This is a genomic window from Hymenobacter humi (genome assembly GCF_042665855.1).
Lineage (GTDB): Bacteria > Bacteroidota > Bacteroidia > Cytophagales > Hymenobacteraceae > Hymenobacter > Hymenobacter humi.
Genome location: NZ_JBHTEK010000001.1, coordinates 3,682,261 through 3,697,211 on the forward strand (window position 1 = coordinate 3,682,261; position 14,951 = coordinate 3,697,211).

General features: G+C 61.7%; 6 protein-coding genes and 2 pseudogenes. All 8 read right to left on the reverse strand.

Annotated elements, in window-relative coordinates:
• Positions 1-280 precede the first annotated feature (280 nt).
• The 8 genes and pseudogenes from xylA to uxuA all read right to left on the reverse strand — a co-directional run bounded on the left by xylA (position 281) and on the right by uxuA (position 14,704).
• Positions 281-1,612: a xylose isomerase gene (xylA, locus tag ACFQT0_RS20735; RefSeq protein ID WP_380205012.1), complete on the reverse strand. Its 1,332-nt coding sequence runs from the start codon at positions 1,610-1,612 to the stop codon at positions 281-283.
• A pseudogene (locus ACFQT0_RS20740) lies at positions 1,584-3,113 on the reverse strand (xylulokinase). The gene xylA and the pseudogene ACFQT0_RS20740 overlap by 29 nt, the downstream one beginning before the upstream one ends.
• A 43-nt stretch (positions 3,114-3,156) precedes the next feature.
• On the reverse strand, positions 3,157-5,079 hold the full coding sequence (locus ACFQT0_RS20745) for a sialate O-acetylesterase (protein ID WP_380205013.1): 1,923 nt from the start codon (positions 5,077-5,079) through the stop codon (positions 3,157-3,159).
• Positions 5,080-5,293: 214 nt separating this feature from the next.
• Complete coding sequence (locus ACFQT0_RS20750) at positions 5,294-7,246, reverse strand: RagB/SusD family nutrient uptake outer membrane protein (protein WP_380205014.1); 1,953 nt, start codon at positions 7,244-7,246, stop codon at positions 5,294-5,296.
• Between the two features lie 12 nt (positions 7,247-7,258).
• Positions 7,259-10,282 carry a SusC/RagA family TonB-linked outer membrane protein gene (locus tag ACFQT0_RS20755; protein WP_380205015.1) on the reverse strand — a complete coding sequence of 1,008 codons (3,024 nt, stop codon included), beginning with the start codon at positions 10,280-10,282 and terminating at the stop codon, positions 7,259-7,261.
• Between the two features lie 149 nt (positions 10,283-10,431).
• Positions 10,432-11,241, reverse strand: a complete 810-nt coding sequence (locus ACFQT0_RS20760; RefSeq protein WP_380205016.1) for an SDR family NAD(P)-dependent oxidoreductase — start codon at positions 11,239-11,241, stop codon at positions 10,432-10,434.
• Positions 11,242-11,267: 26 nt separating this feature from the next.
• Positions 11,268-13,394 carry an alpha-glucuronidase family glycosyl hydrolase gene (locus ACFQT0_RS20765; RefSeq protein ID WP_380205017.1) on the reverse strand — a complete coding sequence of 709 codons (2,127 nt, stop codon included), beginning with the start codon at positions 13,392-13,394 and terminating at the stop codon, positions 11,268-11,270.
• A gap of 113 nt (positions 13,395-13,507) precedes the next feature.
• Positions 13,508-14,704: pseudogene (uxuA, locus tag ACFQT0_RS20770) on the reverse strand (mannonate dehydratase).
• Positions 14,705-14,951: the final 247 nt, after the last annotated feature.

Here is a 14,951-nt window from a genome sequence, read left to right on the forward strand (position 1 = left end):
CACCAACGGGCCTGTGCTTCGTGCCGGAACGCCGAAGCCGCCTACTGGCCGGCGAGCTATTGCAGGCCCGCCGCAGTCGGCACCAACTTCCCCAGCCAGTCGCGTTGCTGTTCCCACCACGTGGCGGCTGGCCGGTTCAGTTTTTTGCAGATGAACGTCATGCTGAGCGCAGCCGAAGCATCTCGCGTGCTTCAACTAATCAAGGCCATTGCAACGAATGGCTTACTGCTGCACGCGAAATGCTTCGGCTGCGCTCAGCATGACGGTCTTTTTATAAGTCCTAGATGTACTGGTTGATAATGGCTTCGAGCCACTCCTGCTTGCCGCTTTTCGGCTCCGGCTCGCCCGATTTGAGGGCGATGGTGCGCAGGTCTTCCAGCGTGAGGGCGCCGCGCTCGAACTCGGCGCCCTGGCCGGCGTCAAACGAGGCATAACGCTCCTTGCGGAACTTGCGGTAGGGCGACTTTTCGAGGATGTCGTTGGCCACCACCAGGGCGCGGGCGAAGGTGTCCATGCCCGAGATGTGGGCGATGAAGATGTCCTCCAGGTCGGTGGAGTTGCGGCGGGTTTTGGCGTCGAAGTTGATGCCCCCGGGCTTGATGCCGCCGTGCTCGAGGATGATGAGCATCGACTCGGTCAGCTCGTTCAGGTTATTTGGGAATTGGTCGGTGTCCCAGCCGTTCTGGTAGTCGCCGCGGTTGGCGTCCATCGAGCCGAGCATGTTGGCATCGGCCGCTACCTGCAGCTCGTGCTGGAAGGTGTGGCCGGCCAGCGTGGCGTGGTTCACTTCCAGGTTCAGCATGAAGTCGTTTTCCAGGCCGTGTTCTTTCAAAAAGCCGATGACGGTGGCCGCGTCGAAGTCGTACTGGTGCTTGGTGGGCTCGGCAGGCTTGGGCTCGATGAAGAACTTGCCTTTGAAGCCCTGCTGGCGGGCGTAGTCGCGGGCCATGGTCAGGAAGCGGCCCATGTGCGCTTGCTCGCGCTTCATGTCGGTGTTCAAAAGGGTCATGTAGCCTTCGCGGCCGCCCCAGAACACGTAGTTTTCGCCGTTCAGGGCAATAGTGGCGTCGATGGCATTCTTGACCTGCGTGGCGGCTTGGGCCACTACCTGGAAGTCGGGGTTGGTGCTGGCCCCGTTCATGTAGCGCGGGTTCGAAAACACGTTGGCCGTGCCCCAGAGCAGCTTTACGCCGGTCTCCTGCTGGTGCTGCTTGGCATAGTCGACGATGGTTTGCAGGTTGCGCTCGTACTCCTGCAGCGAGTCGCCTTCATCCACCAAGTCAATGTCGTGGAAGCAGTAGTAGGGCGTGCCGAGCTTGGTGAAAAACTCAAACGCGGCGTCCATCTTGTCCTTGGCGCGGCCGATGATTTCGTGGTGCGAATCCCAGGCAAACTGCTTGGTGCCAGGGCCAAATGGGTCGCCGCCGGTACCGGTGAAGGTGTGCCAGTACGACACGGCGAAGCGCAAATGCTCCTTCATGGTCTTGCCGGCCACCACGCGGTTTTCGTCGTACCATTTAAAGGAAAGCGGGTTGTCCGATTCGCGGCCTTCGAAGCGAATGGTGTCGATGCCCGTGAAAAATTCAGTCTTGGAGAGCGTGTTGCTTGACATGGGAAGGAGTGGTTGAGTTAGGAATAAGTTGAGATAATGCGTTTTGCCAGCGGCCGTAAGCCGCCTGGTATTGTTCGCGAAGCACATCAGTGGGCTCGACAGTGAGGATGCGTTCGAGCCCAGTAAAAGCCTCGGCCGGGCTGGCGTACACGCCGGCCCCGACGCCCGCGCCCCGCGCCGCGCCCTGGGCTGCGTCGGTGTTGTAGAGTTCCAGCTCCACGTTGCCGCTGTTCACAAAAGCCTCGCGGAACACCGGGCTCAGGAACATGTTGGCGTTGCCGGCGCGCACCTTGCGCACCTGCACCCCCGAGGCGCGCATGATGTCCATACCGTAGTTCAGGGCATACACGATGCCTTCCTGGGCGGCGCGCAGCACGTGCGGCTGGTGGTGAATGTTGAAGTTGAGCCCGCGCAATTCGGCGTCGGCCGGGCGGTTTTCGAGGATTCGTTCCACGCCGTTGCCGAAGGGCAGAAACACGAGGCCCTCCGCTCCTACCGGCGCCTGGGCAGCCAGCCTGGTTCATCTGGTCGTAGGGCAGCTCGCCCACGATTTTGCGCAGCCAGCTGTTCAGAATGCCGGTGCCGTTCAGGCACATCAGCACGCCGTTGCGGGGCTGGGTTGGCGTACTGTTCACGTGCACAAAGGAGTTGACGCGGGAGCGCGGGTCGGGCGTGTTGGTTTCGTTGATGCCGTACACCACGCCGCTGGTGCCGCCCGTGGCCGCCACCTCGCCGGGGTGCAGCACGTTGAGCGAGAAGGCGTTGTTGGGCTGGTCGCCGGCGCGGTAGCTGATTGGCGTGCCGGCCGTCAGGCCCAGCTCCGCCGCCGCTTCGGGGCTCAGGTGGCCCTGCACCGAGAAGGTGTCCACCACCTCGGGCAGCAGGTCGGCGCTGATGCCATAGTAATCCAGCAATTCCTGGGCAATAGCCTGGCGCTTGAAGTTCCAGAACACGCCTTCCGACAAGCCGGAAACGGTGGTTTGCAGCTCGCCCGTCAGTTTGAAGGCGATGTAGTCGCCAGGCAGCTGAATCTTGTGAATCCGGGCGTAAATCTCCGGTTCGTTCTCCCGCACCCATTTCAGCTTGGAGGCCGTGAAGTTGCCCGGCGAGTTCAGGAAATTGCTCAGGCAAAACTCTTCGCCCAGCTCCTCAAACGCTTGGTTGCCGTAGTCTACGGCCCGGCTGTCGCACCAGATGATGGCCGGGCGCAGCACCTTGCCGGCGCGGTCAATCAGCACCAGCCCGTGCATCTGGTAGGTGATGCCGATGCCGGCAATCAGGGACGTATCGAAGCCGTATTCGGCTTTGAGCTCGGCGGTGGCGTTCACCACTTCCTGCCACCAGCGCTCGGGGCGTTGCTCGGCCCAGTTGGGCTGGGACACGGTGATTTCCATCTCCTTTTGGGAGACGTGGCGGCCGCCACGCACTTGCCGGTGTGGAGGTCCAGCAGGGAGGCTTTGATGGAAGAGCTACCGATGTCGTAGCCGAGGAGGTATTTCATGGGAATAGAATAAGTAACGCGACCTGCGGTGCTCGAACGGGAACTAGAGCCGGCTGGTAGCTCCCGGCACCTCCGGCTCGGTGGTGAATGTGGATGCCGGCAGGCCTTCTTTGTTGTACAGGTTTACGTCTTCGGGATTGTCGGCCCAGGCGTAGCGCACCACGGCGGGGTTGGGCACTTGGTCGTTCCATACCACCACTTTGTTGCCTTCAATCTTGGCCTGGGCCCACACAAACTTCTTGTCGGGCCCGGCGATGGAAAAGCCCACCAGGGGCCCGCCGCCTTTGGCCACCAGCCCACTTCCCACGCTCGTGAAGCTGAGCGTAACCTTGTTGCCGGCCACCTGCATGCTCTGGTACAGCGGGCCGGACGCCACCACTTTGGTATCGCCGTAGGCCACTTTCTGGGCGGCCAGGGCCAGGCGGTGGCCGGGGGTCTGCTTGTCCAGCGGGTGAATGTCGTTCCACTCGCCGGCGTCCAGAATCACGGCCATGCCGGTGTGGGGCAAGGCCAAGCCGCGGCGCTGCACGTCGCGCACCACGGCCCAGCCGCTTTCCGACGGCTCTTTTTTCACCGCCATGAAGTTGGGCAGCTGCGCGTAGAGGAACGGCAGGTTGGGCTGCTTGAACTGCTTGCGCCAGTCGGCAATCATGCCGTTGAACAGGGCTTGGTAGTCGCCGGTCCGGCCGGCGTTGCTTTCGCCCTGGTACCACAGCACGCCCTTGATGGCGTAGGGCAGCACCGGTGCAATCATGCCGTTGAACAAGCCGCCCGGCACGTACTGAAACGTAGTGGTGCCCGGCGTGGGCGTCATGGTGGCGCCCAGCTTGTACTGCCAGGGCCCGCGCAAGTCGATGGTCTGGCCGCCCGCTGTCAGTTCGTATTTCTTGTCCGGCGTGAAGCCGCCGCGCCCGCCGTTGCTGATGAGGCGCACCACCACCACGTTTTTGCCGGGCCGGAGCACGCCGGCCTTCACGTCGTATTTGCGGGGCGGGTACTGGTAGCCGGTGCTGCCCACCAGCTGCCCGTTGATGTAGGTGGAGTCGGCGTCAACCAGCGTGCCGAGCTCCAGGCGGGCGGGCTGGCCCACCATGGCGGCCGGCACGTCCACGTCCTTGCGGAACCATACCACGCCGTTCACGGGGCCCAGCGGGGCCTTGTCGGCCCAGAAGCCGGGCACCTGCATGGTGGGCCAGTTGCTGGCGTCGTAGTCAGGCGCCGACCACTTCTGCTGGCCCCGGGCCTCGCCCTGGTCGGTTTTGTACAGGGTTTGGTACCAGTTGGCCACCGCGGCGCTTTCGCGCTGCCGGATGCCCAGCACCACGGTGCTGTCTTTGTACTTGGCCAGTTGCTGCTCGTAGGTCGGAAACTGCTTCAGGGCGTCGGCGCTCAGCCAGGCTTCGGCCGGCGAGCCGCCCACCGCGTCTTTGATGATGCCCACCGGCACCTGGTACTTGGCGTTGATTTCCTTGGCGAAGAAGTAAGCCACCGCCGAAAACTTCAGCACCGTTTGCGGGTCGGCCGCTATCCACTTGCCGCCCGTCAGGTCTTGCTGGGGGCGCTGAAAGTCGTAGGTCAGGGGCACTTCGTATTGGCGGATGCGCGGGTTCGCAGCCTGGGCCACCACGTCGGGGTATTTGTCGCGTAGGCGGCTCATGGGCGTTTCCATGTTCGACTGGCCCGAGCACAGCCACACGTCGCCCACCATGATGTCTTTCACGGCCAGCTGGTTGCTGGCCTTGACGTTCATATCAAACGGGCCACCCGGTTTCAGGTGGGGCAGCTTCACGCGCCAGCGGCCATCGGGGCCGGTGGTGGCTTTGTAGGTTTTGCCCAGAAAGCTTACCGCCACGGCCTCGCCGGGCTTGGCCCAGCCCCACACGGCCACGTTGGCGTCGCGCTGCAGCACCATGCCGTCGCTCACCAGGCGCGGCAGGCGCACTTGGGCGGCAGCTTCGTGCCCCAAGGGCAGGATTAGCAGCAGTGCAACGGCAAACGCATTAGCTTTCATAGACATAGGAGCTGAGTAGTAGCAAAGAGGGCCAAAACCGGTACCCTCTCATAAATAAGCCCCGGTTTCAGAGCGAAACCGGGGCTTATTTGAATTGAGCCGGTCAGAAAAAAGCGTAAAAAGATTGACTACTTGTACTGCAAAAGCCAATCTTTTTACCCCTTCCCGGCTATTGATAGTTGGGGTTCTGGAAAGCCGCTTTCACATCCGGCGCCACGTCCATCCGATCAAGCTGAACCTGCGGAATGGGGCGCAGGTAGTGGAAGGGCTGGATGGTGCGCGTAACGGTGGCCGGCGTGTGGTCGCCGTAGTTGGTGCCCCCGATGCGGTAGGTAGAAGCCAGCTCATTCCACTTCTGCGTGCGCACCAGGTCGAACCAGCGGTAGCCTTCGGCGTAGTACTCGCGCGAGCGTTCGGCCAGGATGTAGTTGATGGTGATGGTGGCCGGGGTGGCCGCCACCATGGCGGCGCTGTTGTCCTGCACTTTGGCCGTGTTGCCGTTGTTGTCGAAACGCCACTTGCCGGCCCGGGCCCGAATCACGTTAATCAACTCCCGGGCGGTTTGGCCGGGTTTGGTCGTGGCACCCTTCACGGCAGCCTCGGCCGCTACGAAGTACAGCTCCGAGAACTTGGCAATGTTGAACGGACGGGTGCTGCCCGCGTTGGGCTGGCCCAGGCCCGTGCCGTTGTCGGTGCGGTAAGGACCGAGCTTCCAGAGGCCGGGGTACACAATCCGGCTGATGCCACGCGGCGAAATCACGTAATCGGCGCGGCCAGGCAGCACGCCGGCGCCCACGTTATTGGGGCCAGTGCCGCTAGGGTAGGAAATGGCAGTAGCCGGCTCGGCATCCAAGAAGGTCAGGATGGCACCACCCGGGGTCACGGGCAGGTTGTTGGCATTGTACAGCACCGACGCCGCCACGCCGGCCTTGGGCCAGTTGCCCCGGTACACCGTGGTGAAGGTGCCGTCATAGCGCGAATCGTCCGTTTTGTCGGCAAAGGTGTTCTCGATGACGTCAATGGTAGGCGCCATACGAGTCCAGGGGCGGCCCAACGGCTGAGCTGCTTCCCGCTGAACAGAAGATACCGCACCCGTGCCATTTGCATTCGTGGCGCTGCGGAGGTTGGGGTAGTTCCAGGTCATCATCCAGCCGGCGAAGTTGTCGGGGGACCCGCCGCTGCCGAAGGTCAGGCTGCCCCCGTTGTACAGCTCGCTGCTTTCGGTGTGGTCCGCGAACATCAGTATCTCCGTGTTGCGGTCGTTGGTGGCCAAGTTCACGTCGTAGTACGTGGGCTGCAAGCGGAACGGTCCCGGGCTGTCGATGCCGGCCGTGGCCACGTCATACGCCTGCTGGTAGTAGTACTGGGCGTTATGGCCGGCCGGGTCGGTGCGCGGCGCTGCCGGATAGGTAGGGATGTTGTTCGGATTTTCGAGCCACCACGCGTAGGTCAGGTACGCCTTGGCCAGGTAGAGGCGGGCCAGCGTTTTGGTGACACCGCCCACCACCCGCGGATTCGCCGGCAAGTCGTTAATGGCTTGCAGCAAATCCGGGAAAACAGCTTTGGTGTACACCTCAGGCACCGTATTGCGCACCGAAGTTCTGATGGGGCTGGTGTTGAACTGCAGCTCGCCCGACCCTAAATCCAGGGGCACCCCGCCAAAGGTTTGCACCAGCATGAAGTAGTCGAAGGCGCGGAAAAACCGTGCCTCGGCCACCAGTGCCGGCGAAATGGTGCCCACGGCGGTGGCATTTTTGATGATGCCGCTGGCCGTGTTGATGTTGGGGAAAGCCGTCGCCCACAAAACGTCGGCCCGGCTGTTGTTGGCGTTCAGCGCGGCGCGGCCCGACAAGTCCATGGCCAGGAAGTTCTCGTCGGCGTCCCGGCCGTAGGTGACTTCGTCGGTCCCGGTCAGGGTGGCGTTGTAGTAATAGGCATTGCCATACATGTAGCGCAAGTGCGCATACATGGAGGTCAGGCCGCCGTTCACGCCCCGTTCGGTTTGGAAGAAGCCCGGCTCGTAAATGCTCCGGGGCTCTTCATCCAGCAGTTTCGAGCACCCAACCGAAGTCATGGAGAGAACGGCGGCACCCGCCAAGAATTTTATGTGCAAAGATTTCATCTGTCGAGTTGCTTAAAAGGTGAGGTTGAGGCCCACGATGTAGGTGCGGGTGGCCGGGGCGTTGGTGCCCAGCGTCAGGATGCGGCGCAGGTTCTGGCCCAGGGGCACGGCCGCGTTTTCGTCGCCGAAGGAGTTGGTTTCGGGGTCCATGCCCGATTCTTTTTTGTAGGGCGAAAACAGCACAAAGGGGTTCTGAGCCGTTGCGTACAGACGCAGGCGGCTAACGCCGGCATTCTTCAGCCACTCGTTGCTATCGAAGTTATAGCCCAGCGAAATGGTGCGCACCTTCAGGTAGGAAGCATCGAAGTAGCCGAGCGTCGAGCCGTATTTGGGGTTGTCGCCGCTCGTGATGCCGCCCGGCTTGGGGTACTTGGCGTCGGTGTTGGTGGGCGTCCAGTAGTCCACTTTCACGTTGCCGCGCCGGCCGTTCAGCAGGTTCAGGTAGCCCGACGCACCGTAGATGGTGCTGTTGAGGAGGCCACCGTTTTGGAAGGCGCCCACCATCGACAAGTCAAACCCTTTGTAGCCCACACGGGTGTTGAAGCCGCCCAGGAAGTTGGGGTTCACGTCCAGAATCTGGCGGTCCAGCACGCCAATGGGGCGCGAGGGGGTACCGTCCGGGTTGTACCCGCCAGTGTATTTTACTTTTATCATGCCCACGTTTCCGCCGGGCTCCAGCACGTTCAGGTAGGGGTCTCCCTGCTGCCACAGGCCCACTTTCTCGTAGTCGTAGACGACGTTGATGGGCTTGCCCACAAACCACCAGTTGCCTTCGTCGCGCTGCTGCTCACCGGCCAGCGAGGTAATCTTGTTGCGGTTGGCATACAGGTTGAGGCCCGCTTCCCAGGTCCAGCCGTTGAGGTTCTCCAGAATCACCCCGTTCAGCGACAGCTCGATGCCCTTGTTCTGGGTGGAGCCAATGTTGGCCGTGTAGCTGTTCACGCCCGACGTGGGAGGCAATGGCAACCCGAGCAGAATGTCTCTGGTATTGGTGATGTAGTATTCTACCGTACCGGAAAGACGGTTTTTCAGGACCCCAAAATCCAAGCCGTAGTTCCACGTTTCAGAGTATTCCCAGCCCAGGTTCGGGTTGGGCAGCTCGCTCACAAACAGGCCCGTCTGGTAGCTGGTGGGGCCAAAGTTGTAGGGCCGGGTGGTCAGGCGTCCCAGGGTGGCGTAGGGGGCAATGGACTGGTTCGAGGTTACCCCGTAACCAGCCCGCAATTTCAGCATGTTTACGGCCGTAATGTCCTGCATGAACCCTTCTTTGGCGATGTTCCAGCCCACCGACACGGCCGGGTAGGTATTCCATTTGTGGCCGGGAGCCAGGCGCGAAGAGCCGTCCGAACGAACCGTAGCCGACAGCAGGTACCGGTCGTCGTAGGAATACATCACGCGGCCCATGTAGGACAGCAGCCCGGATTTCTGGTACACTTGTTCGCCGGGATTCACCACAATGTCGGTGGCCGCCAGCCCTATGTTGTAGAACTGGAAAGCGTCGGAAGGAATGTCCCGACCCGAAATCCGCGTCTGGTTGAAAGTAGTGTTCGAGGCCGAATACAAAGCCAACGCGTTGATGTTGTGCTTCTCTGCGAAGGTGCGGTCGTAGGACAAGATGTTTTCTACGGTGTAATCGGTGGTCACGCCGTTGCTGACGGCCGCCGAGGAAAGCGTAGTTGCAACGGGGCTGTTAATGCCCGCGCCCGTATAGCTCCCGCCCTGGCTCTGCCGGTAGTTGACGCCCAGGTTGACGCGGTACTTCAACCCGTCCACGCCCGGCATCCTGAATTCGCCGAAGAGGGCGTTGTAGGTGGCAAAACTTCTCGTCTGGCTCAGCCATCTGTCTTTGTTGGCTTCGATTACGTCCTTGGTGGTGACCCACTGGTCGTCCAACGGCATTTTGATGACCCTTTTCAACGTCCCGTCCGCGTTGTAGGGGTTGGCGATGGGCGACGAAGTCAGGGAGCTGTACACCCCCACGTTGGAGCCCTCCGTTAAACTGTAGCTGTTGTTGGTGGTGAAACCCAACCGGACATATTTGCCCACGCCCTGGTCAAGCGTGCCCCGCACGGAATAACGGGTGTATTGCTGGGTCGGAATAACGCCTTCTTCCTGGTAGTAGCCCGCGTTGAAATTGTAGCGCCCATTTTCCGTGCCACCGTTCAGGCCCACGTTTTGGTTGGTTTGCATGCCATTGCGGTACAACAGCTTCTGCCAGTCGGTATCGACGTCATCGGCTTCGTCCAGGCTGTTTTTGTAGATGCCCGCGTCCTTGCGCAGCTGCGCAAATTCCTGTCCGTTCATCATGGGGAACCGGGAAAACAAGGTTTTCACGCCCACAAATCCGTCGTACGTCACCTGGGCCTTTTGCCCTTTCTTACCGCCTTTGGTGGTTACCAGAACCACGCCGTTGGCCCCGCGCGACCCGTAGATGGCCGTGGCCGAGGCATCTTTCAGAATGTCAACGCTCTGAATATCGTTGGGGTTGATGTCACCGATGGAACCCGGAAACGGGATGCCGTCCAGCACAATCAAGGGGTCGTTGCTGGCCGTGAGCGAGCGGGTGCCGCGGATGCGGATTTGCGTGGCGGCCCCAGGCTGGGAGGAGGTTTGGGCAATTTGCACGCCCGGCAGGCGGCCTTGCAGGGCCTGCGTGACGTTGGCCGCTGGTATTTCGCGCAAGGTCTCGCCGCTGATGGAAGCCACCGAACCCGTTACCGCTTCGGCTCTTTGCGTGCCGTAGCCCACCACCACTACTTCCTCCAGTGCTTTGGTGTCAGTGGTCAGCGTCACTGTGCCAATGGTGGCATCACGCCCCACCGGCACCTCCTGTGCTAGAAAGCCCACGAATGAGAAAACCAGCGTAGTGCCCGGCGCGGCGGGCAGTGAGTAGTTGCCGGCCACATCGGTCACGGTGCCGACATTGGTGCCTTTCACCACCACGTTCACGCCGGGAAGGCCCGCCCCATCGGTTCCCAGCACGCGGCCCGAAACGGTTTGGGAGGCCTGGGCCTGGGCTGCCAGAGGTGTTAGCAAGCTGCCAGCCACCGGGAGCCCCGTAGCGAGCAGAAATGGCCACTCAAGTGCAAGGCCGTTTTTTGAAAAGGTGATTTCATGATGGTGGGACTTTTGTTTCTGATTGATTTGAAGGTTTTTGAGTGAATGACTCTGATAAAAAAGAGAAATTAAAAACCAATGGAGTTGCCGCCGTCCACGGGCAGCGACACGCCGGTGATGTAGCGCGCGGCCGGCGAGGCCAGGAACACGGCCGCGTGGCCGATGTCCTCAGCCTTGCCGAAGGCGCCCATGGGCGTGCGCCGCATGGCGCGGTCGCGGCGGTCGGGGTCGGAGTTCATGGCCTTGCGGCTCATCTCGGTTTCGATAAAGCCGGGCGCAATGGCATTCACGCGCACGCCCTGGGCCGAAAACTCCGAAGCCAGCACCTTCACCATGCCCTCCACCGCCGACTTGGAAGCCGCATAAGCCACCACACGGTCGATGCCGTAGTAAGCGGCCATGGAGGAAATCATGAGGATGACGCCTTTCCGCCGGGGCACCATTCGCGCCGCGCAAGCCCGCGTGAGGGCGAACACCGCGTGCAGGTTGGTGTGTAGAATGCGGCCAAATTCCTCGTCGGTAACTTCCAGGGCAGGCTTTTTGAGGTTGATGCCGGCATTGTTCACCAGGATATCCAGCGGCCCGTAGGCGGCTTCAATCTCGGCCACCAGCCCTTCGATGGACGAGAGGTCGTTGATGTCATTGACGATGTATTTGGCCGCCTGACCCAGGCTTTCCACGGCGTCGCGCAGCACTTCTTCGCGCCGGCCCGTGATGACCACCGTGGCACCGGCTGCAGCCATGCACTGCGCAATGGCCAGCCCAATGCCCGTGCCGCCGCCGGTTATCAGCGCCAGCTTGCCTTCCAGCGAAAACACGTTGGCCGGCTGGGGTTGAGCTGCGAGGGCCGCGCCGTTGGATGGGGAAAGATTGTTCATACTCAATAGATAACGCAGAAAATGAATTACTTGAGCTGGTAGAGGTCCACCAAGCTTTTGACTTCGGCCAGGGTGCGGGTGGGCGGCGCAAACGGCGCCGGAATGGGCTGCTTCGAGTAGGTCTGGAAGTAGAGCACGCAGGCATCGCGCCACCACAGGGCTTCCTGCCGCTGGATTTGCAGCCGGGCCGTGACGTCGGCGTGCACTGCCGGGTCCACGGCGGGCTTCACGCTGGCCCAGCGCTGCTGCATCCACGTCACGGAGTCGGCCCCGGTGTAGTAGCGGGTCACCAGCTCATTCCAGAGGTTGCGGCCGGTACTTAGCGGCTGCTTCCAGCCCACGTGGTGAAACCAGAGCAGGTAGTTGAGCGGGCAGGTTTTGGGGTCGCCCCAGAGCTTCTGCACGCCGGGCGAGTACAGGGCCAGGGCGTTGGAGCCGGTGGCGGTGCGGTTGAAGCCCAGCCCCAGGGAGTCGGCTTTGTGGTAGTACACCGACGTCCAGTCGGGGCGGCCAGCCTTGGCCAACCAGGGCTGGGGGCCGTAGTGAATGCTCTCGCCCATGATGTGGTGCAGGCCCAGCGGCGTGGTGTAGCGCACGTAGATGTCACGCGACTTGCCCATCATATCCACGATGGTAGCCACGGCCTTGGGCTCGCGGCTCAGGGTCATCTTGGCCCACTCGGTGGCAATGGCGGCCGAGGTCAGGTTGTAGTCCCAGGCCAGGCGGCCGAAGGCGTACCAGTTGGCCTGGCCCATGGGGTGACCAGTCCAGTTGCGGTCGGCGCCGATGTTGGCCACGCCCGCGATGCCGCTGAGGCGGTGCTGGTCGAGGCTGCCGTCCACCACCTTCGCCACCGTGGAGCCGGGGCCCTTGGTTTGGGTATCGGAGTCAAGGCATTCTTTAAACAGCGGCGCCAGGTACACGAGGTGCGTGGCAAAGCCCAGGTACTCCTGCGTAATCTGCACTTCCAGCACCAGCGGCGTCCTGGGCATGGCCCCAAACAGCGGGTGGAAGGGCTCACGGGACTGAAAGTCAATTGGCCCGTTCTTCACCTGCACCAGCACCTTGGGCGAGAATTTGCCGTCGAGCGGCTTAAACTCCTCGTAGGCCTCCTTGAATCGGTCGCCGTTGCTGTTGGCTTTGTACACGAAGGCCCGCCACATCACAATGCCGTCGTGCTGGCCCAGAGCGTCGGCCAGCATGTTGGCGCCGTCGGCGTGGTTGCGGCCGTAGTCCTGCGGGCCGGGCTCGCCCTCGGAGTTGGCCTTCACCAGAAAGCCGCCGAAGTCGGGAATCACCTTGTATATCTCCTCGGTCTTGGCGGCCCACCACTGCTTCACCTGCGGGTCGAGCGGGTCAGAGGTTTTCAGCCCACCGATAACCTTGGGCGCGGCCCAGAACACCGACAAATACACCCGGATGCCATAAGGCCGAAACACGCCGGCCAGGGCCTTCACCTTCTGCAGGTACTCGGGCGTGAGGTAGCGGGCGCTGGCGTTCACGTTGTTGATGGCCACGCCGTTGATGCCAATTGAGGCGTTGGCGCGGGCGTAGTCGGTGTAGCGCGGGTCGAGCCGCTCGGGCAGCTCGTACCATTTCCAGATGGAGGAGCCCGCGTAGCCGCGCTCTACGGTGCCGTTGGGGTTGTCCCAGTGGTTGAGCAGGCGGTATTGGATGCGCGGGCTGCTGGCCTGGGCCAGTTGAGCTACCGGCTGGCGGGTTTGGAGCTCCCGCAGCAGGGCAAATACACCGTAGAGCACGCCGGCCCCGCTCCTGCCTGTCACTACCAAGTTGCGGCCTTGGGATAAGATGCGGTAGCCGTCGTTAGTCTGGGAAGTTCCGGGAACGTTTGCGGTCGGGCTTACTAATAAAAGGATGCCGCGTTTTGTGCTTCCCGCCTCAGCCTTCGCCACCACCGGCACCGACTGGCCCAAGAGCCCTTGCAGGCCGCGCTGCAGTTCCTTCGCCGCCGTCTTGAGCACTGCCGAGCTGCCGTCGGCCACAATGTACTGGGCGGCCTGCCGGTAGGCGTTGCGCTGGGCTACGTCCGTCATCAGGTCGTACTTGAGCCACAGCCGGTAGCCATCGTCGGCCATGCTGCGGTGCGCGGCGGCAACGAATACCAGTAGGAGCAAAATAGACCGGAACGACATGGAGGGAGTGTTGAATGTTGAGGGTTGAGGGTTGAGTTTTGAATGTTGGGATTTGAGTTTTGAGGCGACAGATTCTAACAGAAGCGCCCGAATCTTTTAGGCCACCTCAACACTCAACCCTCAAAACTCAACCCTTTTCTAATGCCGTATTCCAGGCCGCGCAGCTCGGCCAGCCCGCGTAGGCGGCCGACGGCCGAGTAGCCGGGGTAGGATTTCTTCTGGAGGTCGTCGAGCATCTGGTGGCCGTGGTCGGGGCGCATGGGAATGGCGCGGCCTCCGTTTTCGGCGCGGCGCTGCTCTTCCAGCACCAACTCGCGCACCACGGCGTACATGTCCACGTCGCCCGCCAGGTGGTCGGCTTCGTGGAAGTTGCGGGGTTGGCTTCGCGCTTGGTGGTCCGCAGGTGGATGAAATGGATGCGGGACCCAAAGCGCCGCGCAATCGCGGCCGGGTCGTTATCGGGCCGCACACCCAACGAGCCGGTGCAGAACGTGAGGCCATTGGCCGACACGTCGCAGGCCGCCATTAGTTGGGCTATGTCGGCTTCGGTGCTCATCACGCGGGGAGGCCCAGCAGCGGAAACGGCGGGTCGTCGGGGTGAATGCAGAGACCGATGCCAAGCTCCTGAGCCACCGGAGCTACTTGCTGAATAAAGTAGTGCAAGTTTTCGCGCAGCGCTTGCGCGTCGATAGCGGCGTACTCATCCAGCAGGCTCTGAAAGTTGGTCAGCTCAAAGCCTCCTCCGAGCCGGGCAAGCCCAGCAGCACCGTGTTGGTGAGGCTGGCAATGGCCTCAGGGCTCATTTGGGCGAATTGCTGCCGGGCCGCTTCGGCCACGGCCGGCTCGTAATCGTTTGCGGCGCCGGGGCGCTTCAGGATACAGAGGTCGAATACGGCGAAGTCCTGCCACACAAAACGCAGGGCGCGCGAGCCGTCAGGCATTTCGTAGCTCAGGTCGGTGCGCGACCAGTCCAGCATCGGCATGAAGTTGTAGCACACGGTGCGGATGCCACAGGCCGCCAGGTTGCGCAGCGAGGCCTTGTAGTTGGCTATATAAAGCTCGCGCGAGGGCCGGCCCTTCTTGATGTCTTCGTGCACCGGCAGGCTTTCCACCACTTCCCAGGTCAGGGGCGAATGGGTGGCGTTGTCGGCCTCAATGAGCTGCTGGCGGGCCCGAATCTCCGTCACGGGCCACTCCGCTCCCACTGGCAATTGGTGCAGCGCAGTTACCACGCCCGTGCACCCGGCCTGCCGGATATCGAAGAGCGAAACGGGGTCGTGCGGACCGAACCAACGCATGGTGTGTAGCATAAGACTCTTCTTCAGAATACAATTTACCTATACACTAATCCTGCGGGTGGCACCAGAGCCTCAAAAAGCTTCCGGAAACCTATTTGCTGGACTACTTACCGAAAGTACATCATGATTGCCTATAGTCAATACCGGAAAAATGGCCCAGACAACTTGTTTTCGAATAAAAACTATCGGTAACGATTCCGGAATCGTTGCCGATAGCTATCTTAGCGGTGCGGTAGCAAAGAAAATATTTTGTGTCTTA